The sequence below is a fragment of the Euzebya pacifica genome (assembly GCF_003344865.1).
GTDB classification, from domain to species: Bacteria; Actinomycetota; Nitriliruptoria; order Euzebyales; family Euzebyaceae; genus Euzebya; species Euzebya pacifica.
On sequence record NZ_CP031165.1, the window covers coordinates 4766168 to 4785716 of the forward strand.

Consider the following 19549-nt stretch of genomic DNA (forward strand, 5'->3'; position numbering starts at 1 on the left):
CTCAACCCTCCAGCAGCGGGATCTTGACGCCGCGCTCGCGGGCGACGTCCTTGGCGATGTCGTAGCCGGCGTCGGCGTGGCGCATCACGCCCAGGCCCGGGTCGGTGGTCAGCACCCGCTCCAGCTTCTGCTCGGCGAGCTCGGTGCCGTCGGCCAGGCAGACCATGCCGGCGTGGATGGACCGGCCGATGCCGACCCCACCGCCGTGGTGGATGCTGACCCACGTCGCCCCGGACGCCGTGGTCGACAGGGCGTTCAGCAGCGGCCAGTCGGCGATGGCGTCGGACCCGTCGATCATCCCCTCGGTCTCGCGGTAGGGCGAGGCGACGGAGCCGGAGTCCAGGTGATCACGGCCGATGACGATCGGCGCGGACACCTTGCCGTCGCGGACGAGGTCGTTGAAGACCTTGCCGAGCTTGGCCCGCTCGCCGTAGCCCAGCCAGCAGATCCGGGCGGGCAGCCCCTGGAAGGCAACCTGCTCGGAGGCTTTCTTGATCCAGCGGTGGAGGGGTTCGTCGTCGGGGAAGGTCTCCAGGACCGCCTGGTCGGTGACGGCGATGTCGGCCGGGTCGCCCGACAGGGCCACCCAGCGGAAGGGGCCCTTGCCCTCGCAGAACAGCGGCCGGACGTAGGCGGGCACGAAGCCGGGGTAGTCGAAGGCGCGGTCGAACCCGCCGAGCTGGGCCTCGGCACGAAGGCTGTTGCCGTAGTCGAAGACCTCCGCACCGGCGTCGGCGAACCCGACCATGGCGCGGCAGTGGGCGGCCATGGACTCGCGGGCCCGGCGGGTCATCTCCTCGGGCTGCTCGGCGGCCATCTTCGCGGCGGCTTCGGGGCTGACGTCGACGGGCACGTAGCTGAGGGGGTCGTGGGCCGAGGTCTGGTCGGTGACGATGTCGGCGGGGAAGCCACGGTCGAGCAGCTGCGGGACCAGCTCGGCGGCGTTGCCGATCAGCCCGACGCTGAGCGGCTGCTTGGCGTCACGTGCATCGATGCACCTGGCGATGGCGTCGTCGATGTCGTCGGCGACGACGTCGAGATAACGGTGCTCGACCCGCCGCTCGGCCCGCCACGGGACGACCTCGATGCACAGGGCCACGCCGTCGTTCATGGTGACCGCCAGCGGCTGGGCGCCACCCATGCCACCGAGGCCGGCGGTGAGGGTGATGGTGCCGGCCAGGCTGCCGTCGAAGCGGCGGCGGGCGATCTCGGCGAAGCACTCGTAGGTGCCCTGCAGGATCCCCTGGGTGCCGATGTAGATCCACGACCCCGCGGTCATCTGGCCGTACATGGTCAGGCCCTCGGCCTCGAGCCGGCGGAACTCCTCCCAGTTCGCCCAGTCGGGGACGAGGTTGGAGTTGGCGATCAGCACGCGGGGGGCCCACGGGTTGGTGCGGATGACCCCGACGGGCTTGCCCGACTGCACCAGCAGCGTTTCGTCGTCGGCCAGGTCGGTGAGGGCGGCGACGATGCCGTCAAAGGCCTCCCACGACCGGGCGGCGCGGCCGGTGCCGCCGTAGACGACGAGCTTGTCGGGCTCCTCGGCCACCTCGGGATCGAGGTTGTTCATCAGCATCCGGAGGGGTGCCTCGGTCTGCCAGGACCGGGCGGTCAGCTCGGTGCCGCGGGCGGCACGGACGGGACGGGGGCCGCTCATGATGGTGTCCTCTCGCTGTCGGGTCTCGGTGTCGGGTGGCGGTGTCGGGTGGCGGTGTTGGCGTGTGTGTCGGGCGGCCCGGGCGTCAGGTCAGGTCGGCGTGGGCACGGGCGGCGGTCAGCACCGCACCGGTCTCCAGCAGCCGTTCGACGGCGGCGAGGCGGGGCTCGAGGTGTTCGTCGGGACCGGGTCCGCCCGCCGCCTCCAGCACGACCTCGGCGACCGCCCCGGTGGCTGCACCCGGGCGGAGGGGCTCACCGCTGGGCGGCAGGCCCTGCCCGCGGAGGACCTGGGCGTGGGTGGCGGCGAGGACCTCGACGGCGAGGATGCGCCGCAGGTTGGCGACGACCTCGCGGAGGGCCCGGCAGGCCCCCCAGCCCATGGAGACGTGGTCCTCCTGCCCGGCGGAGGTCGACAGGGTGTCGACGCTGGCGGGGGCGGCCAGCCGACGGTTGGTGGTGACCATCGCGGCCTGGGTGTACTGCGCGATCATCAGCCCGGAGTTCACGCCGGCGTCGGTGGTGAGGAACGGCGGCAGCCCGTGGGAGCGGGCCGGGTCCAGCAGCCGGTCGGTCCGACGCTCCGACAGGGCCGACAGGTCGGCCACCGGGATGCGCAGCAGGTCGGCGGCGTAGGCCACGGGCGCACCGTGGAAGTTGCCGCACGACGCGACCCGGCCGTCATTGAGGACGACAGGGTTGTCGATGAAGCTCTGGAGCTCGTTGTCGGCAACGGTGGCGGCGAAGCCGATGACGTCGCGGCCGGCACCGTGGACCTGCGGGGTGCAGCGCAGCGAGTAGGCGTCCTGCACACGGGTGTCGCCGTGGCGGTGGCTGGCCACGGTCGGCGAGCCGGCGAGCAGGTTGCGGAGGTTGGCGGCCGAGGCCTGCTGGCCGGGCTGTGGACGCATGGCGACCAGGTCCGCGGCGTAGGCCTGGTCGGTGCCGAGCAGCGCCTCGACGGTCATGGCGGCGGCGACGTCGGCGATCAGGTAGAGGTCGCGGAGGTCCTGCAGCGCCATGACCAGCATGCCGAGCATGCCGTCGGTGCCGTTGATCAGCGCCAGCCCCTCCTTGGCGGTCAGGTGGAGCGGTTCGAGGCCCGCGTCGGCGAGCGCCTCGGCCGCCGGCTTGCGACCGGTCGGGGTGTCGACGATGCCCTCGCCGGTGAGGGTCAGGGCGGCGGCGGCGAGGGGTGCCAGGTCACCGGACGCGCCGACCGAGCCGTGCTCGCGGACGACGGGGACGATGCCGGCGTTGAGCACCTCGCAGATCCGCTCGGCGACGTGTGGACGAGCACCGCTGTAGCCCATGGCCAGCGAGCGGGCGCGGAGCATCATCATCGCGCGGATGACCTCCTGCTCCAGCTCCGGCCCCATGCCCGCGGCGTGGGAGCGGACCAGGGCCTGCTGCAGCTCGGCGGAGCGTTCGACCGGGATGACGGTGTCGGCCAGCGCGCCGAACCCGGTGGAGACGCCGTAGACGGGTTCGGGCTTGTCGAGCAGGCCCGCGACGACCTCGGCACCCCGCTCCAGCGCCTCGCGGGCGTCATCGCCCAGCACGACGCGTGCGCCCCGACGGGCGACGTCGACCACGTCCTGGGGAGCAACCCCGTTGCGTCCAACGACCACAGATGCTTCCATAGGACGGAATCTACTTCCATCAAACGGAATGTCAAGAGGCCCATCGTGTCGAGCACTCCCGAGACCAGCAGCCGGCAGACCGCCCGCTCCTCCGACCGTGTCCTCACCCTGCTGGTGGCGGTCGTGGAGGGGATCGGCGTGGCCGGTGAGGGCGGGCTGACGCTGACCCAGCTGTCGGATGCCGTCGGCCTGGCCCCGTCGACGGCGACCCGCCAGCTGGCGTCGCTTGAGGCCGCCGGGCTGGTGGCGCGGACGGCCTCGGGCTACGTCGCCGGTCCGCGCATGGTTCGGCTGGCCCATCGGGTGGTCGGCGGCCATCCCCTGCCCCGGCTGGCCCAGCCCATCCTCGACCGGGTGGCCGCCGGGACCCGCGAGACCTGCTACCTCGCGGTCGCCCACGACGACGACACGGCGATCTACCTGGCGGCGGCCGAGGGCACGATGACCCTGCGCGTGGCCGGCTGGCGCGGCCGCGACGTGCCACGGACCGGGACGGCGGTCGGACAGGCGCTAGCCGGCGCGCTGCCCGCCGGCGAGGCGGCGGTCGGCAGCGACACCGTGGAGGAGGGCGTGACCGGCATCAGCGCGGCCGTTCGCGATGCCCACGGGCAGGTCGTGGCCGCGATCAGCGTGCTCGGGCCGACGTTCCGGATGCACGGCGAGGCGCTGGACGCGGCCCGCACGGCGGTGGTCGAGGGGGCGGCGGCCCTGGGCGAGCTGATCGGCGCCGACCCATTGGGCAACCAGGGCGACTGAACCCGCGGTCGCGACCGCTTGTCCCTCCACAGGACCGGCAGTACCTTCTCCGGCTTCTGCTGGTCCGTCGGGCTGGCACCTACACGAAGGGACGCGTCGTGCGTCACGTTCTTCTGCTGACCGCGCTGGCCTGCACGCTTCTGCTGACCGCCTGCTCCTTCGAGGCGTCCATCGGCGGTGGCATCGACAGCGACAAGGTCGTCGAGGGCATCGTTGCCATCGGTGACGAGCAGCTGCCCGAGGGGTCCCCGTGGGAGGCCGACTGTTCGGACGTCGACTTCTCCGACGCCGAGGACGGCGACACCTACGAGTGCGTTGCCATCGCCAGCGACGGCACCGAGCTGCCGGCGGTCGTGACCGTCGTCGACGCCGAGGCCGGCGACATCAACGTCACGATCAACTGACCGGATCCGGCTGGCGTCGAGGGGACGTCAGCTGTCGTTGACGAAGCTGCGGACCCGCTCGGCGAACCGGGCGGGTTCCATCAGGTGGGGGTAGTGGGCCATGCCGTCCCACACCTCCAGCTCTGCCTGGGGGATCACGTCGGTCAGCCAGGCCCGGTACTCGGGGCCCGGGTCGTCGCCGTGCAGGGCCAGGTACGGTGCCTCGAGCCCGTCGAGCATGTCGCGGACGAGGGCATCCAGCTCCTCCACGGTCTGGTCGAACACCGGGCTCCAGATGTCGAGGACGACCTGCTGGACAGGGGTGCGCAGCGCACCGACGCGGGCCTTCTCCTCCTCCGGCAGGGGGCCGGCGTAGCCGTCGAACATCCCGGCCATGACCTGCGCGAAGGCGTCTCCGCGCAGCATGGGCTCCAGCGGGGTGAGGGCGTCCTTGAACCCGGCGAGCGCCAGCGGCTGGTCGACGTTGACGACAGCACGGACCGGGGTGATGGCGGCCAGGACCGAGACCACCATGCCGCCGAGGGAGTGGCCCACGACCACCGGGTTCTCCGCGCCCACCTCGTCGAGCACGGCCTTGACGTCGGCGGCCATGGACTCGAGGTCGTGCACGTCGGCGACGTCGGACTGCCCGTGCCCTCGCAGGTCGAGGAGGATCAGCCGGTGACCCTCGGCGAGGTGCGGCAGGACGGGGTCCCACGTCTGCTTGGACTCGGTGATGCCGTGGACGAGGACGAGGTCGTCGCCCTCACCCACCACCTCGTGGTCGATGCGGATCCCTGACGGCGTGGTCGTGAACGGCATGGCGAGCAGCCTTGCACATCAACACGGGGTGCACGCCCGGTGAACCAACGTCGGTTGCGGGTCTAGCCGTCAGGCCTCCGCGGCCAGGGTGTCGAGCAACTCGCTGGCCATGCCGTCGGCGTCGATGTCGTCGCCGTTGCAGAGGACCGCAACGGCGAGTCCGGCGTCGGGGAGCATCTGCAGCGAGGACGCGACGCCGACCCACGAACCGGCGTGGGACAGCAGCAGGCCGTCGTCGACCTCGTCGATGGCGAGTCCCCCGCCGTACCCGACCCCGCCGTCGAGCACCGGGCCGGGCGTGGTCATGACCTCCAGCCATGCCGCCGATCCCAGCCCCTCCTCGGTCGGGTCGTCGAGGAACAGCTCGGCCCACCGCAGCAGGTCCGGGACCGTGGAGTGGACCGCGCCGTCGCCGGTCTGCTGCCACGACGTGCCGACGGCGGTCCAACCGTCCCCGGCGGCCTCGTACCCCTGGGCCTGACCGGGCAGCAGGTCGCCCTGGTCGTCGCGGACCACGGTGTCGTCCATGCCGAGCGGGCCGAACAGCTCCTGGGTGGAGAAGGTGACCAGGTCCTCGCCGGTGACCACGTCCACGACCTGTCCGAGCAGCTGGTAGTTGGTGTTGGAGTACTCGAAGTCGGTGCCGGGGTCGAAGGCCAGCTCCTGATCCTCCAGGGAGGTGACGGCGTCGTCGTTGGTGGTCACCTCGTCGTCCCCGGCATCCAGCAACCCGGTGTAGTCGGGCAGGCCCGACGTGTGGTGCAGCAGGTCGCCGACCGTGACGTCGGTGGTGTCCAGCGGCAGGTCCAGCAGCTCGTCGATCGGGTCGTCGAGGGAGAGGTCGCCGTCGACGACGAGCAGCGCGATCGCCCCGGCGGTCATCTGCTTGGACACCGAGGCGATGTCGAAGATCGTGTCCTCGGTGATCGCTGCGCCGTCCTCGACGTCGGCCAGGCCGGCCGTGGCGAGCTGCTGACCGTCGGGGGTGCGAGCCCCGACCACACAGCCCGGCCCGTCGGGATCGATGCCGGCCACCGCGGACTCGGCAACGGTCGGCGACCCGTCGCGCGTATCCCCCGCCGCCTCCTCCCCTGCCGTGCCACACGCCACGAGGGCAACGCAGACGGTCATGAACAGGACGGCGGCAAGGACGGGGCGAGGGCGCACAGGGCCGGACCCTACGCCAGCCGGTCCCCCTCCCCCTGTCGGGCCCGACACCTGCCACCCACCCCTCCCCCGGCGGATCTTGACCCACCGGCTGGCGGAACACGACCCGGGCGAGCCCCGCTTGGTGTCGGGACACGGTTCGCCGCTGACGGATCGGTACCCGGCCCCACGCCGAACCTTGCGGATGTGGGTCAAAATCCGTCGGGAGGAGGGGCGGGACGCCGGGGCGGTCTACGCTGCCGGCCGACGCCACAGCACGACGAGGGAGGAACGGACCGTGGGGATCTTCGGCAACAAGAGGGTGAAGGTCCTGGAGGACTTCGCCAACGCACCCGTGGGGTCGTCGGTCGAGGTCGACGGCCGGCGCGGTCACATCCAGGGGACGGTGCTGTTCGACGAGGACGGCGACACCTGGGTCGAGCACCTGATCGTCGGCGCCGACGGCAAGCGGTTCTGGGTGTCGGTGGAGAACTTCGACGAGACCCTGGCCACGCTGTGGGAGACGGTGCCGCCCCTCGGCGTCAACGGTGGACCCGGTGACCGGTCGGTGTCGTTCAAGGGCCACTCCTACAAGCGGTCCGAGGACGGGACAGCCCGGTTCCGCACCGGCGGGTCGGTGGACCTGCCCGATCACGGCTCGATCGACTACGTCGACTTCACCGGTCCCGACGGGCAGCGGGTGTCCTTCGAACGGTTCGGCGACAAGGGCACCGGCCGCCGGACCGTGTCGGCCGGGTCGTGCCCCAACTGCGGCGCGCCGCTGGTGCTGGACCAGCTGAACCGGTGCTCGCACTGCGGGTCGACGCCGACGGTCGACCACGGCGAGTGGTCCGGCTGGGAGGTCGCCGCCGGCCGCGACGTGTCGAAGTCGACCCGGGCCACCTGACCCGGCCCACCTGACCCGTACGGCTCAGCGCAAGCCGAGCAACGCCACGACCTCGGGATCGGCAAGACCCAGCGCCCGCGTTCGTGCCGTCGCGGCGTCATCGGCGTCCCACACCACGGCGGCCATCTCGCGACAGATCTCCATCGGGTGGGCGCGCAGGCAGTGTCGAACGGCCGGCATCGCGGCGGGTGACATCGACAGGCTCGTCGCGCCCATGCCGACCAGGACCAGCGCCATCAGCGGGTCCCCGGCGGACTCGCCACAGATGCCGACGGGCTTGTCGAGCTCGACCCCGGCACGGATCGTGCGGGCCACCAGCTCCAGCACGGCGGGCTGCCAGAGGTCCAGCAGGTCGGCGAGATCGCCGGCCATCCGGTCAGCGGCCATCGTGTACTGCGCCAGGTCGTTGGTGCCGACTGAAGCGAAGTCCAGCTCGGCCAGCACTGCGCTGGCCTGCAGGGCGGCGGAGGGCACCTCGACCATCGCGCCGACGGTCCGTATGCCGTGGGCGCGGGCCTCGTAGGCGAAGCGGGCAGCCTCGGCCGTGGTGGCCACCATGGGCGCCATGACCCACAGGTCACTTCGGGCGTCCGCTGGCAGGTCGGCGACCAGGGCCCCGAGCGCGGTCAGCTGGTCGGCCTCCAGCTGGGGGTGGGTGCGGTCCAGCCGGACGCCGCGCACGCCGAGCGCCGGGTTGACCTCCGACGGACGGTCGAGGAACGGCAGCGGCTTGTCCGCGCCGACGTCGAGGGTCCGCACGATCACCCGTCGTCCGGCCATCGGTTCGAGGACCTGTCGGTAGGCGGCGGTCTGCTCCTCCACGGTGGGAGCGGTGTGCCGGCCGGTGAACAGCAGCTCGGTCCGCAGCAGGCCGATGCCCTCGGCGGTGACCTCGACGGCCCGGCGGGTGTCGGCCTGGGTGCCCACGTTGGCCAGCAGCGCAACGGGGATGCCGTCGGCGGTGGCCCCGGGGGCGGTGTCGAGGGAGAGGGTGCGTGCGACCTCGTGCCGGCGGGCGGTGGTGACCGCGACCTGCTCGGGCGGGGGGTCTGTGGTGACGGTCCCGGCCGAGGCGTCGACGGCGACGAGCGTGCCGGCGGGGACGTCGGTGATCCCGGCGACCCTGACGACGCACGGCAGGCCGAGCTGGCCGGCGACGATGGCGGTGTGTCCGAGCGGTCCGCCCTGCTCGGTGACGATGGCCACGACGCGGGAGGGGTCCAGCGCCGCGGCGTCGGCCGGCGCGAGGTCGGCGGCCGCGACCACGAACGGGCCGTCGAGGGTGTCGTGCAGCTCGGGTTCGCCGAGTCCGAGCAGCCGGGCGACGACCCGGTCACGAACGCTGTTGAGGTCGGTCACGCGATCGGCCACCCGTCCGCCGGCTGCGCGCAGGGCGTCGGCGAACCCGGCTGCGGCGGCCGTGACGGCGGTCGCCGGACCGTGTCCTTCGTCGAGGTGCCGACGGACCGCCGCCAGCATGGCGGGGTCGTCGGCCATGGAGGCGGTGGCGTCGAGGATGTCGGCGAGCGCCCCGTCGGTGGCGGCGGCGCGGGCGGCGAGGTTGGCCCCGACCGCCTGGAACGCCGCCTCGACCCGTGCGAGGGCCGAGGCGGGGTCGGCGGCGGAGGGTTCGTCGGTCGGCACGCTCGGCGGCGGGGCCAGGACGACAACGGGTGCGACGGCCACGCCTCGGCCGACGCCGATCCCGGTCAGGACACGGGGCGGACGTCGGGAAGCGGTCCGGCCCGACTGGTCGGGTCGGTCAGCGGTCATCGGGGACGGTCACGTCCTCGACCGTGGCCGCGGTTGCGGCGACGAAGGCGGCGGTGTCGACGAGGGCGGACACCCCTGGGGAGCCCGAGCCAACGGCGATGCGGTCGAACTCGGCGGCGACGGCGTCGAGGATCACCGGCAGGGTGGTCGCCGAGCCGAGGACCGTCACGGTGCCGGGCACGAAGCCGGTGACGTCGAGCAGCTGCTCCCGCGTGGCCATGCTCGCCCGATCGACGCCGAGGACGTCGCGGACCTTCTTCCAGTCCATCTTCCGCCCGCCGGAGACGACGACGAAGACGTAGTCCCCCTCACCTCGGCGGACCAGCAACGTCTTGCAGAGGCTGCCCGGCGCAACGCCGAGCTTGGCCTCGTGCTCCTCCATCGATCGTGACGGACCGACGTCGCTGATCTCGACGGCGAGGTCGAGGGCAGCGGCCGCGGCGACGGCGGGTGGGGCGTCCATGGCCGCCGATCCTCGCACGAGTCCGTCGAAGAAGTTGTTGGCACACATACCCCTTGGGGGTATAGTCCTGCGCAGCCCGCATACCCAGTGGGGGTATGCACGAACCACGAGGAGCAGCCATGACGTCCCAGCCCACCTCCACCACCGTCACCATCGACGGGATGACCTGCGGCCACTGCGCTGCAACGATCCGGGACGCCGTCAGCCCCTTGGCCGGCGTCACGAACGTCGATGTCAGCGTCCGCTCCCGGGCCATGACCGTGCGGACCGACGGACCTGCTGACCTGGAGGCGATCACCACCGCGGTGCGCGACGCCGGCTACGAGGTGACGTCGTGACCACGCTCGACACCAGACCGATCACCGTCGACCTCGCCATCCAGGGGATGACCTGCGCCTCGTGCGCAGGACGGATCGAACGGCGACTCAACGACCTCGAGGGTGTCGAGGCGACCGTCAACTACGCCACCGAGCAGGCCACCGTCACCGCATCGGGTGTCGACCCGGCCACGCTCGTCGAGGCCGTCGAGGCCGTGGGCTACCACGCGACCGTCGTCCCGGCGATGGGCTCTGGCCCCGCTACCCCTTCCGGCGCAGCGCCAGCCGAGGATCCCACCGCAGCGCTTCGCCACCGGCTGCTGGTCTCGGCCGCCCTGTCCTTGCCGGTCGTCGTGCTGTCGATGGTCCCGGCGCTGCAGTTCACGAACTGGCAGTGGCTGGCGCTGACACTCGCCGCACCGGTGGTCGTCTGGGGTGCCGCGCCGTTCCACCGGGCAGCCTGGACGAACGCCCGCCACGGGGCCGCGACCATGGACACGCTGATCTCGATCGGCACGATCGCCGCCATGGCGTGGTCGGTCTACGCGCTGTTCTTCGGGGGTGCCGGGATGCCCGGCATGACCATGTCGATGGAGCTGACCGGCAGCCGCGGCAACGGTGCACACGAGATCTACCTCGAGGTCGCCGCCGCCGTCACGGTGTTCGTGCTGGCCGGGCGATACGCCGAAGCGCGCGCCAAGCGGTCCTCCGGTGCGGCGCTCAAGGCGTTGCTGGAGCTCGGCGCGAAGGACGCCGCGGTGCTCCGCGACGGGCTGGAGGTCAGGGTCCCCATCGACCAGCTGGCCGTCGGCGACGTCTTCGTCGTGCGTCCGGGTGAGAAGGTCGCCACCGACGGCGTTGTGGTGGAGGGCACCTCCGCCATCGACACCTCGTTGCTGACCGGCGAGAGCGTGCCCGTGGAGGTGGGGCCGGACGACCTGGTGACCGGCGCCACCGTCAACGCCGGCGGCCGCCTGGTCATCCGCGCCACCCGCGTCGGGGCCGACACCCAGCTGTCCCGGATCGCCCGGTTGGTCACCGAGGCGCAGACGGGCAAGGCGCCCATCCAGCGTCTGGCCGACCGGATCTCCGCGGTCTTCGTGCCGATCGTGCTGGTGCTGGCCCTGCTGACGCTCGGCGTGTGGCTCGCCCTGGGTGCCGGGCCGAACCTGGCCTTCACCGCGGCGGTTGCCGTGCTGATCATCGCGTGCCCCTGCGCGCTCGGCCTGGCCACCCCGACGGCCCTGCTGGTCGGGACCGGACGCGGCGCCCAGCTCGGGATCCTGATCAAGGGACCCGAGGTCCTCGAGTCGACACGGCGTGTCGACACCGTCGTGCTGGACAAGACCGGCACCATCACCACCGGGCGGATGTCGCTGGTGGAGGTGGTTGCCACCGACGGCACCGACCCCGACGAGCTGCTGCGCATCGCCGCTGCGCTGGAGGATGCCTCGGAGCACCCCATCGCCAGGGCCATCGCCGCGGCCGGCATCGACCGGCTCGGCACCCTGCCGGCCGTGGAGTCGTTCCAGTCGACGCAGGGACTCGGTGTCCAGGGGATCGTCGACGGCCATGCCGTCGTCGCCGGACGCCAGCAGTTCCTCGCGGACTGGGCGCTGCATCCGGGTCCGGACCTGTCCGCGGCCAAGGACGCGGCGGAGGCACGGGGTCAGACGGCCGTCCTGGTCGGTTGGGACGGCGAGGTGCACGGCCTGCTGGTCGTGGCCGACACCGTCCGCCCGACGTCTGCGGAGGCGATCACCGAGCTCCGGTCACTCGGCCTGACCCCCGTCCTGCTGACCGGGGACAACACCGCGGCCGCCCAGCACGTGGCCCGGGCCGTCGGGATCGACGAGGTCATCGCCGAGGTGCTGCCGGAGGACAAGCTGGCGGTCGTTGCGCGCCTGCAGTCCGAGGGCCGCGTCGTGGCCATGGTCGGTGACGGTGTCAACGATGCGGCCGCGCTGGCACAGGCCGACCTGGGACTGGCGATGGGCGCCGGGACCGACGTGGCGATCGAGGCCAGCGACCTGACGCTGGTGCGCGATGACCTGCGAACAGCGGCGACGGCGATCCGGCTTTCACGTCGAACGCTGCGTACCATCAAGGGCAACCTCTTCTGGGCGTTCGCCTACAACGTGGCCGCGATCCCCCTGGCCGCGCTGGGGTACCTCAACCCGCTCATCGCCGGTGCGGCGATGGCCTTCTCGAGCGTCTTCGTGGTCGGGAACTCCCTGCGCCTCAAGACATTTCACGGACGGTGACCACGATGATCACGACACGACGCCCCTGGCCCCTCGTGCTCGCCCTGATGGCGGTCACCGCCATGGCCTGCGCGGCACCCGACGCCGGGTCCGACGACACCGCCAGCGCGGCGCCCGAGCGCACGATCGAGGTCACGATGACCGACCTGGCGTTCACCCCGACGAGCATCACGGTGGCCGACGGCGAAACCGTGCGCGTCCGGTTCACCAACGACGGTGCCCTTCCCCATGACGCCTTCGTGGGGGATGCCGAGGCCCAGGACGCCCACGAGGCGGAGATGGCCGAGTCGGCCGGTGGCCATGGTGGCCACGGCGCCGGAGCCGACGACGCGGTCACGGTCGAGCCGGGCGAGACCGGCGAGCTGCTGGTGACCGGGACCGCATCCGGCGATCTGCTGATCGGGTGCCACCAGCCCGGCCACTACGGGGCCGGGATGGTCATGCAGGTCGCCGCGGCCTGACCGTCGGCCCGGGGCCGTCCGAGGGGCGGCGGAGCCCCTCGCTCGGCGGGGCTAGGGTGCTCGCCATGCGAATCGTGTCGCTGAACGCCTGGGGTGGGGCCATGTTCGACGAGTTGGCGGCGTGGCTGCCCACCCTCGACGCCGACGTCGTGTGCCTGCAGGAGGTGACGAGGACCCCGGGGGTGGAGGGGTGGACGCGGTTCGTGGATGCCGACCGTTCGCTGCCGCAGCGGGCCGACCTGTTCGGCGACGTGGCTGGTCTGCTCACCCGTCACCAGGGGGCGTTCCTGGCCTGCGACAGCGGCCCGATCAGCGATGGGGAGGGGGAGGGGCGGCATCGGCAGGACTTCGGGATCGCCACGTTCGTGGGTGAGGCGTTCCCGCTGGTCGGGCAGCAGACCGCGTTCGTCCACGGCACCCACACCGACCACGAGGACTGGCCGAACGACGGCCGGCCCCGCATCGCCCACGCGGTGCGGGTCCTCGACCGGGCGGGCGACCGGTTCGTGGTGGTCGTGCAGGTCCACGGGCTGCGGGATCCGGCGGGAAAGGGCGACACGCCGGCCCGGCTGGTCCAGGCCGAGCAGCTGGTCGAGCTGGTGCGGCGGACGGCCCAGCCCGGTGACCTGGTCGTGGTGTGCGGCGACTTCAACGTCCTGCCCGACAGCGCGACGTTCGAGGTCCTCAGCGAGGCTGGCCTGACCGACCTCGTCGGCACGGCCGACACCCGTACGGCGGCCTACTCCAAGCCCGTCCGGCACGCTGACTACCTGCTGGTCTCCGACCCGTCAGCGGTGAAGGCGTTCGAGATCCTCGCCGCCCCCGAGGTCAGCGACCACCGCCCCCTGGTCCTCGACCTCTGACCGCCCTCGCCGCACACGCCGCCGGACGCACACGCCGCCGAACGACCACGCCGCCGAACGACCACACCGTCAGGCGGCGGGCCAGCGGAGCAGCTCGAGGGCCAGGCCGATGTCGACGGCACGGCCCGACAGGCCGCCGGGCACCAGCGCAGCAGCCGTGTCCAGCCGGTTGACGGCGGTGTTGCGGTGCACATGCAGCGCCCGGGCGGTCGCCGCGACGTTGCAGTCGTTGGCCAGCCACGTCCGCACGGTCTGCCGCAGCTCCTCCGGCGCCTCGGCCAGCGGACCCAGCACTCGCTCCACGAAGTCACCCGCCCGGTCCACGTCGACCCCGGCCAGCGAGGCCGCCTGCACCTCCTCGAACGCCACGAGTTGGTCCTCAGGGCCCATCAGCTCCCGGGTGGCCACGGCGTCGAGGTGGCTCTGGCGGAACCCCTCCACCCCCGCACGGGTCGCCCCGACCGCTGCCCGCACCGTCGCCGGTAGGTCCCACGCCCCCTCCAGCCGCTCGGCCGGGACGGGGAACCAGACCCAGATCGACCGCACCGTCGACTCCACGACCAACGGCCCGACGACCCCAGCGGTCCGCGCGACCGCCGTGACGACCCGCTCCAGCCCCGCCGTGGGCTCGGTCGCCCACACGATCGCTGCCGTGTGCGGGCCGGTCAGCCCGTAGCGCAGCCGCCGCTCGGCATCGGTCGCGCTGATCGGCGCCCCCTCCAGCAGCAGCCTGACCGCGGCCAAGCGCTGGGGCCCGGCACCGCTGACCAGGTCCCGGCGTTCCTGCTCGACCTGCCGCTGGATGCCCTTCACGGTGTCGTCGACGAAGGCGAAGATGGAGCGGCTGCCGACGTCGAGCAGCTCGTGCAGGACGCCGAGGTCGTCGGTCAGCGCGAAGGCCATCTGCATGAAGTAGCGCCAGGCGACGGCCTGCCCCTCCTGGTAGGTCTGCAGCCCCGCCTCGTCCAGTCCGCGACGCACGACGTCCCGCGCGATGTCGAGGGTGACCGGGCCCACGTTGGCGGGCACCCGCTCCCCCGGACGGTCGAGGTTGGCGCGGGCCCAGTGCAGCAGGTTGGAGCGATTGGACTCGCGGACAAGCTCCATCAACGAGGGGTCGGCGGTCAGCTCCGGCCCGGCGGCGGACTCCACCGCCCCGTCGACCAGCTCCACCAGCTGGTCGGGCGAGGCGAGCATCACCTGGCATGCCTGCTGCAGCAGTCCCGCCGCCTCGGTCGACAGCTCGGGCCACGGCTCGTTCTCGTACACCCGACCCCACCTCCACCGATGGCAGAACAACCAACGAACCCACACAAGACTGGGCAGATCGTACATGGCCACGAGCATCGCGATCGCCCAGAGTGGGACCAACCGATGCGCCGATCATCACCCGGAGGTTCCATGCCCGCCGTCCCAGCCGACCACGTCGACGTCCTGATCGTGGGTGCCGGCATCTCCGGCATCGGCGCCGCCTGGTACCTGCAGGACCGCCAGCCCGAACGGACCTACGCGATCCTGGAGATGCGCGACGCGTCCGGCGGCACCTGGGACCTGTTCCGCTACCCGGGCATCCGGTCGGACTCCGACCTGCACACCTTCGGCTACGCCTTCAAGCCGTGGACCGGCGAGGACGCCATCGCTGACGCCGACGCGATCCTGGCCTACCTCCGCGAGACCGCCGCCGACGCCGGCATCGACGAACACATCCGCTACGGCCGCAAGGTCCTGGCCGCCGAGTGGGACTCCGCCGAGGCCCGCTGGACCGTCACCGTCGAGGACGTCGCCACCGGCGAGACGACGACGATGACCGCCGAGTGGCTGTTCAGCGCCGCCGGCTACTACCGCTACGACCAGGGCTACCGCCCCGACTTCCCCGGCGAAGAGGACTTCGCCGGCACGATCGTGCACCCCCAGGAGTGGCCCGAGGACCTCGACTACGCCGGCAAGCGGGTGGTCGTGATCGGCAGCGGTGCGACAGCGGTGACGCTGGTCCCCTCGATGGCCGACGACGCCGAGCACGTCACGATGCTGCAGCGCTCCCCCTCCTATGTGATGCCGGTCCCCAAGCAGGACCCGATCGCCAACGTCATGAAGCGGGTGCTGCCCGACCGGCTGGCCTACGACCTGACCAGGCGCCGCAACATCGCCCAGCAGCGGCTCGTCTACCGGTTCTGCCAAGCACAACCCGGCATGGCCCGATGGGTCATCCGTCGCATCAACGCCGCCCTGCTGCCCGACGACTTCGACGTCGACACCCACTTCAACCCGGCGTACGACCCGTGGGACCAGCGGCTGTGCGCCGTTCCCAACGGCGACCTGTTCAGGGCCATCCGCAAGGGCACCGCGTCGATCGTGACCGACCACATCGACACCTTCACCCCCGACGGCATCCGCCTGCAGTCGGGTGAGGAGCTGCCGGCCGACATCATCATCACCGCCACCGGCCTGCAGCTGGAGGTCTTCGGCGGCATCGACCTGACCGTCGACGGCACGCCGGTCGACGTCGGCCAGCGTGTGGCGTTCCGCGGGATGATGCTCTCGGGCGTCCCGAACATGGCGTTCGCGATCGGCTACACCAACTCGTCGTGGACGCTGAAGGTCGACCTGGTGTGCGAGCACCTGATGCGGATCCTCGGCCACATGGACCGTCACGGCCACGACATCGCCCGGCCCGAGCTGCCCGAGGGCCAGGAGATGACCCTCTCGCCGCTGCTGGACTTCCAGGCCGGCTACGTCAAGCGGTCGATGCACCTGCTGCCCCGTGCGGGTGAGGGCAAGGAGTGGCAGGTCGCCTCGGACTACAAGGTCGACGTGTCGGTCCTGCGCGACGGCCCGGTGGTCAGCGAGGGGCTGCGCTTCGGCACCGCGACGGTGACGCCGGACGCCGAGGACGTCCTCGAGGGTGCAGCAACCGGCTGACACTGGCAGGTCCACCGCAACGCAGAGAGGGCAAGAACGGTCGGGCACCGGGTGGCGTGATCGCGTCACACTGCCCTCGTGACCGATCAGATCCCCGATCCGCCGCCGACCAACGGACGCGACCGCCTCCGCGAGCTGCTGGACGCCGTCCTCGACGACGACCACGACACCCTCGACCGGATGGCGCGGGGCGCCCACGCCTCGGCGTTCCACTTCAGCCGGCAGCTGCGTCGCCACACCGGCGAGCCGCCCGTGTCGATGCGTCGGCGGGTCATGCTGGAGCGTGCCGCCTGGCAGATAAGCCGTGGCACCTCGGTCACCGACGCCGCGTTCGCCGCTGGTTACGAGTCCGTCGACGGCTTCAGCCGGGCGTTCTCACGCGCGTTCGGGCACCCGCCCAGCGACACCGCCCGTGACGACACCCCTGCCGGCACGGCGCGCGGCCGCACCGGCCACTGGTTGCCCGCCCCCAACGGCGTGCACTTCCACCCGCCAACCTCGCTGTGGATCGAGACCCGGTCCACGTCGTCGGGAGCACCGGTCACCGCAACGATGGTCGAGCACGACCTGGCCGACACCAGGGCCCTGCTCGAGCTGGCCGAGGGCCTGACCAGCGAGGTATGGCATCGCGACCGCGGTGCCGTCCAACCGATGGCGTGGTCACCGCCGGAGCCGTCGATCGCCGCCCTGCTGACCGCACACCTCTACACCAAGGAGGTGTGGCTGGCCGCCCTCACCGGCAGCGACTCCCCCGGCCCGCCGCCCGACGCGGGCGAACCCGCCGACCTGCTCGCGCAGCACCGCAGGCTGGTCCCGGCGTGGCTGTCGTTCGTGCGTGACGTCGAACGGCGCGATGCCTGGGACGACGCGGTCGTGGACGCCCTGTGCGATCCGCCGCAGTCCTTCGTGGTCGGCGGGATCCTCGCCCACGTCCTGACCTACGCCGCCCACCGGCGGCTGCTGGTCCGCCAGCACCTGCGCGACGACGGCATCACCGTCGACGACGGCGACCCGCTGCAGTGGCTGATCGACCGCGCCGACCCCGGCCCTGAGAACACCGATCCCACGGACGCCGATCCCACCAGCCCGTCCCCCACCGAGTCCGGAGCCACACCATGACCACGACGTATGCGACCGCCACGACCCTCGACGGCTACCTGGCCGACGACCACGACAGCCTCGACTGGCTGTTCGTGCAGGACATCGACGAGGAGGGACCCAACAACCACGGCGCCTTCATGGAGGGGGTCGGTTCGCTCGTCATGGGCGCGACCACCTACCTGTGGGTCCTCGACCACCTGGCGACCAGCGGTGAGGAGTGGCCGTACGCCTCCCTCCCCTCCTGGGTGATGACGCATCGCGACCTGCCGAAACCGGACGGCGCCGACATCCGCTTCGCCACCGCCGACGACGAGATGGCCGTCAAGGCCGTCCACGCCGACCTGGTCGAGGCCGCGGGCGGCAAGGACGTGTGGGTCGTCGGCGGCGGGGCGCTGGCCGCTGACTTCGCCGCGGCGGGGCTGCTCGACGACATCGTCGTGTCCATCGCGCCGGTCACCCTCGGCTCGGGTCGGCCGCTGCTCCCGCGTCCCTTCGACCTCGAGCTGCTCGAGCTCGACCGGAACCGAGCGTTCGTCGTCGCCCGGTTCCGCGTCGTTGGTCCTCGCTGATCCAGCCGATCAGCCGCCGTTGACGGCTTCGGCGACACGGTCGCCGATGGTCTTGTCGATGGCTCGCCAGTAGTCGAACGCCCGCTGGAGGACCTTGTCCGACACGCCGTCGGACAGGTGGCCGGCGATGTTGTCCACCAAACGGTCACGCGCCGCGTCGTCCATGACCTCGTTGATCAGGGCGTTGGCCTGCACGACATCGTTGTCGTCCTCGCGAGGGGTGTAGGCGGCGTGCACGAACTCGCCGCTGGCCGACCACACCTCCTTGTGGGGATACCGCTCGCCGTCGGCGCTCGGACCGCCGTAGGAGTTCGGCGCGTACACCGGGTCGGCGACCTTCTGCACCCGCATGGCCCCGTCCTTGCTGTAGCTGTGGACGGGCACGACCGGCTGGTTGACCGGGATCTGCTTGTAGTTGACGCCCAGGCGGTGCCGGTGCGCGTCGGCGTAGGAGAACAGCCGGGCCAGCAGCATCTTGTCCGGCGACGGGCCGATGCCGGGCACGAGGTTGTTCGGCTCGAACGCTGCCTGCTCGATCTCGGTGTGGAAGTCGTTGGGGTTGCGCGTCAGCGTCAGCTTGCCGACCTCGTGCAACGGGTAGTCGCCGTGCGGCCACACCTTGGTCAGGTCGAAGGGGTTGAAGCGGTAGGTCGCCGCCTCCTCGAACGGCATGACCTGGACCTTCATCGTCCACGACGGGTGGTCGCCGCCGTCGATGGCGTCGAAGAGGTCGCGACGATGCACGTCGGCGTCCTCACCGGCCAGCGTGTCCGCCTCGCCCTGGGTCAGGAACTCGATGCCCTGGTCGGTGTGGAAGTGGTACTTCACCCAGAACCGCTCGCCGGCCTCGTTGACCCACAGGTAGGTGTGGCTGGAGTAGCCGTTCATGTGTCGGTAGGACTTGGGGATGCCCCGATCGCCCATCAGCCAGGTGACCTGGTGGGACGACTCCGGCGAGAGGGTCCAGAAGTCCCACTGCATGTCGTGGTCCCGCAGCCCCGAGTCGGCCCGCCGCTTCTGGGACCGGATGAAGTGCTGGAACTTCATGGGGTCGCGGACGAAGAACACGGGGGTGTTGTTGCCCACCATGTCGTAGTTGCCCTCGGAGGTGTAGAACTTCAGCGCGAAGCCGCGAGGGTCACGCCAGGTGTCGGGGCTGCCCCGCTCGCCGGCCACGGTGGAGAAGCGGGCGGCCGTGTCGGTCGTCGTCCCCGGCTGGAACACCTTTGCCTTCGTCCATGCCGAGACGTCGCCGGTCACCTCGAAGTGGCCGAAGGCGCCGGAACCCTTCGCGTGTGGCTGGCGCTCCGGGATGCGTTCCCGGTTGAACTGCGCCATCTGCTCGATCAGGTAGTGGTCCTGCAGCAGGATGGGACCGTCGGCCCCGACGGTCAGCGAGTACTCGTCGCTGGCCACCGGGATGCCGGCATCGGTGGTGGTGGCTGGGCGTTAATCGGTCACTGCGTCCCCTTGGTCTTTCGGCGGGATCGGCCCGGTCGGGCGAGA

17 protein-coding genes and 1 pseudogene are annotated in these 19549 nt (G+C 71.7%); 10 read left to right on the forward strand and 8 right to left on the reverse strand.

Annotated features, from left to right (window positions below; genetic code table 11):
* Position 1: 1 nt before the first annotated feature.
* Together hutU and hutH are read right to left on the reverse strand one after the other, a co-directional pair.
* Positions 2-1657, reverse strand: a complete 1656-nt coding sequence (hutU, locus tag DVS28_RS20485; protein WP_114593124.1) for a urocanate hydratase — start codon at positions 1655-1657, stop codon at positions 2-4.
* An 85-nt stretch (positions 1658-1742) separates the two neighbouring features.
* Positions 1743-3299 (reverse strand): histidine ammonia-lyase, encoded by a 1557-nt coding sequence (gene hutH / locus DVS28_RS20490; RefSeq protein ID WP_114593125.1) that lies wholly within the window; start codon positions 3297-3299, stop codon positions 1743-1745.
* Between the two features lie 45 nt (positions 3300-3344).
* Here hutH and DVS28_RS20500 point away from each other — a divergent pair, with 45 nt between their 5' ends.
* On the forward strand, positions 3345-4055 hold the full coding sequence (locus DVS28_RS20500; RefSeq protein WP_164710825.1) for an IclR family transcriptional regulator: 711 nt from the start codon (positions 3345-3347) through the stop codon (positions 4053-4055).
* A gap of 98 nt (positions 4056-4153) precedes the next feature.
* Entirely contained in the window at positions 4154-4459 is a 306-nt protein-coding gene (locus DVS28_RS20505) for a DUF4333 domain-containing protein (protein WP_114593126.1), read from the forward strand.
* 27 nt (positions 4460-4486) lie between these two features.
* Here the strand turns inward: DVS28_RS20505 and DVS28_RS20510 are convergent, their stop codons facing one another.
* Positions 4487-5260, reverse strand: a complete 774-nt coding sequence (locus DVS28_RS20510; RefSeq protein ID WP_114593127.1) for an alpha/beta fold hydrolase — start codon at positions 5258-5260, stop codon at positions 4487-4489.
* Between the two features lie 69 nt (positions 5261-5329).
* Entirely contained in the window at positions 5330-6427 is a 1098-nt protein-coding gene (locus DVS28_RS20515; protein WP_164710826.1) for a serine hydrolase domain-containing protein, read from the reverse strand.
* A gap of 277 nt (positions 6428-6704) precedes the next feature.
* Between DVS28_RS20515 and DVS28_RS28625 the strand changes: the two genes are divergently transcribed.
* A complete protein-coding gene (locus DVS28_RS28625; protein WP_164710827.1) occupies positions 6705-7313 on the forward strand; it encodes a DUF4178 domain-containing protein in 609 nt (202 codons plus the stop codon).
* A gap of 24 nt (positions 7314-7337) precedes the next feature.
* Here DVS28_RS28625 and DVS28_RS20525 read toward each other — a convergent pair whose 3' ends face one another.
* Both DVS28_RS20525 and DVS28_RS20530 read right to left on the reverse strand, forming a co-directional pair.
* Positions 7338-9086, reverse strand: a complete 1749-nt coding sequence (locus DVS28_RS20525) for a putative PEP-binding protein (RefSeq protein WP_114593129.1) — start codon at positions 9084-9086, stop codon at positions 7338-7340.
* A complete protein-coding gene (locus tag DVS28_RS20530) occupies positions 9076-9549 on the reverse strand; it encodes an aminoacyl-tRNA deacylase (protein ID WP_164710828.1) in 474 nt (157 codons plus the stop codon). The genes DVS28_RS20525 and DVS28_RS20530 overlap by 11 nt, the downstream gene beginning before the upstream one ends.
* 119 nt (positions 9550-9668) lie before the next feature.
* On the opposite strand from DVS28_RS20530, the gene DVS28_RS20535 reads away from it, so the two are divergent.
* The 4 genes from DVS28_RS20535 to DVS28_RS20550 all read left to right on the forward strand — a co-directional run bounded on the left by DVS28_RS20535 (position 9669) and on the right by DVS28_RS20550 (position 13454).
* Positions 9669-9887: a heavy-metal-associated domain-containing protein gene (locus DVS28_RS20535; protein WP_114593131.1), complete on the forward strand. Its 219-nt coding sequence runs from the start codon at positions 9669-9671 to the stop codon at positions 9885-9887.
* On the forward strand, positions 9884-12130 hold the full coding sequence (locus DVS28_RS20540) for a heavy metal translocating P-type ATPase (protein ID WP_216826184.1): 2247 nt from the start codon (positions 9884-9886) through the stop codon (positions 12128-12130). Before DVS28_RS20535 ends, DVS28_RS20540 begins: the two co-directional genes overlap by 4 nt.
* Before the next feature lie 5 nt (positions 12131-12135).
* Complete coding sequence (locus DVS28_RS20545) at positions 12136-12591, forward strand: cupredoxin domain-containing protein (protein WP_164710829.1); 456 nt, start codon at positions 12136-12138, stop codon at positions 12589-12591.
* Positions 12592-12656: 65 nt separating this feature from the next.
* The gene (locus DVS28_RS20550) at positions 12657-13454 is read left to right on the forward strand and encodes an endonuclease/exonuclease/phosphatase family protein (RefSeq protein ID WP_114593133.1); all 798 of its coding nucleotides are present in this window, start codon (positions 12657-12659) and stop codon (positions 13452-13454) included.
* Between the two features lie 69 nt (positions 13455-13523).
* Here the strand turns inward: DVS28_RS20550 and DVS28_RS20555 are convergent, their stop codons facing one another.
* The gene (locus DVS28_RS20555) at positions 13524-14723 is read right to left on the reverse strand and encodes a PucR family transcriptional regulator (protein ID WP_164710830.1); all 1200 of its coding nucleotides are present in this window, start codon (positions 14721-14723) and stop codon (positions 13524-13526) included.
* 132 nt (positions 14724-14855) lie between these two features.
* On the opposite strand from DVS28_RS20555, the gene DVS28_RS20560 reads away from it, so the two are divergent.
* The 3 genes from DVS28_RS20560 to DVS28_RS20570 all read left to right on the forward strand — a co-directional run bounded on the left by DVS28_RS20560 (position 14856) and on the right by DVS28_RS20570 (position 18043).
* Positions 14856-16373, forward strand: a complete 1518-nt coding sequence (locus DVS28_RS20560; RefSeq protein WP_114593135.1) for a flavin-containing monooxygenase — start codon at positions 14856-14858, stop codon at positions 16371-16373.
* A 78-nt stretch (positions 16374-16451) separates the two neighbouring features.
* Entirely contained in the window at positions 16452-17492 is a 1041-nt protein-coding gene (locus tag DVS28_RS20565) for a helix-turn-helix domain-containing protein (protein ID WP_245973564.1), read from the forward strand.
* Entirely contained in the window at positions 17489-18043 is a 555-nt protein-coding gene (locus DVS28_RS20570) for a dihydrofolate reductase family protein (RefSeq protein WP_114593136.1), read from the forward strand. The genes DVS28_RS20565 and DVS28_RS20570 overlap by 4 nt, the downstream gene beginning before the upstream one ends.
* Positions 18044-18052: 9 nt before the next feature.
* Here the strand turns inward: DVS28_RS20570 and DVS28_RS20575 are convergent.
* Positions 18053-19483, reverse strand: a pseudogene (locus DVS28_RS20575) (catalase); the annotation flags it as partial.
* Positions 19484-19549: the final 66 nt, after the last annotated feature.

Bases quoted from the DNA above. Each gene is read 5' to 3' on its own strand.
- hutU (WP_114593124.1), bottom strand. From the start codon at position 1,657: ATGAGCGGCCCCCGTCCCGTCCGTGCCGCCCGCGGCACCGAGCTGACC.
- hutH (WP_114593125.1), bottom strand. From the start codon at position 3,299: ATGGAAGCATCTGTGGTCGTTGGACGCAACGGGGTTGCTCCCCAGGAC.
- DVS28_RS20510 (WP_114593127.1), bottom strand. From the start codon at position 5,260: ATGCCGTTCACGACCACGCCGTCAGGGATCCGCATCGACCACGAGGTG.
- DVS28_RS20525 (WP_114593129.1), bottom strand. From the start codon at position 9,086: ATGACCGCTGACCGACCCGACCAGTCGGGCCGGACCGCTTCCCGACGT.
- DVS28_RS20530 (WP_164710828.1), bottom strand. From the start codon at position 9,549: ATGGACGCCCCACCCGCCGTCGCCGCGGCCGCTGCCCTCGACCTCGCC.
- DVS28_RS20535 (WP_114593131.1), top strand. From the start codon at position 9,669: ATGACGTCCCAGCCCACCTCCACCACCGTCACCATCGACGGGATGACC.
- DVS28_RS20545 (WP_164710829.1), top strand. From the start codon at position 12,136: ATGATCACGACACGACGCCCCTGGCCCCTCGTGCTCGCCCTGATGGCG.
- DVS28_RS20550 (WP_114593133.1), top strand. From the start codon at position 12,657: ATGCGAATCGTGTCGCTGAACGCCTGGGGTGGGGCCATGTTCGACGAG.
- DVS28_RS20560 (WP_114593135.1), top strand. From the start codon at position 14,856: ATGCCCGCCGTCCCAGCCGACCACGTCGACGTCCTGATCGTGGGTGCC.
- DVS28_RS20570 (WP_114593136.1), top strand. From the start codon at position 17,489: ATGACCACGACGTATGCGACCGCCACGACCCTCGACGGCTACCTGGCC.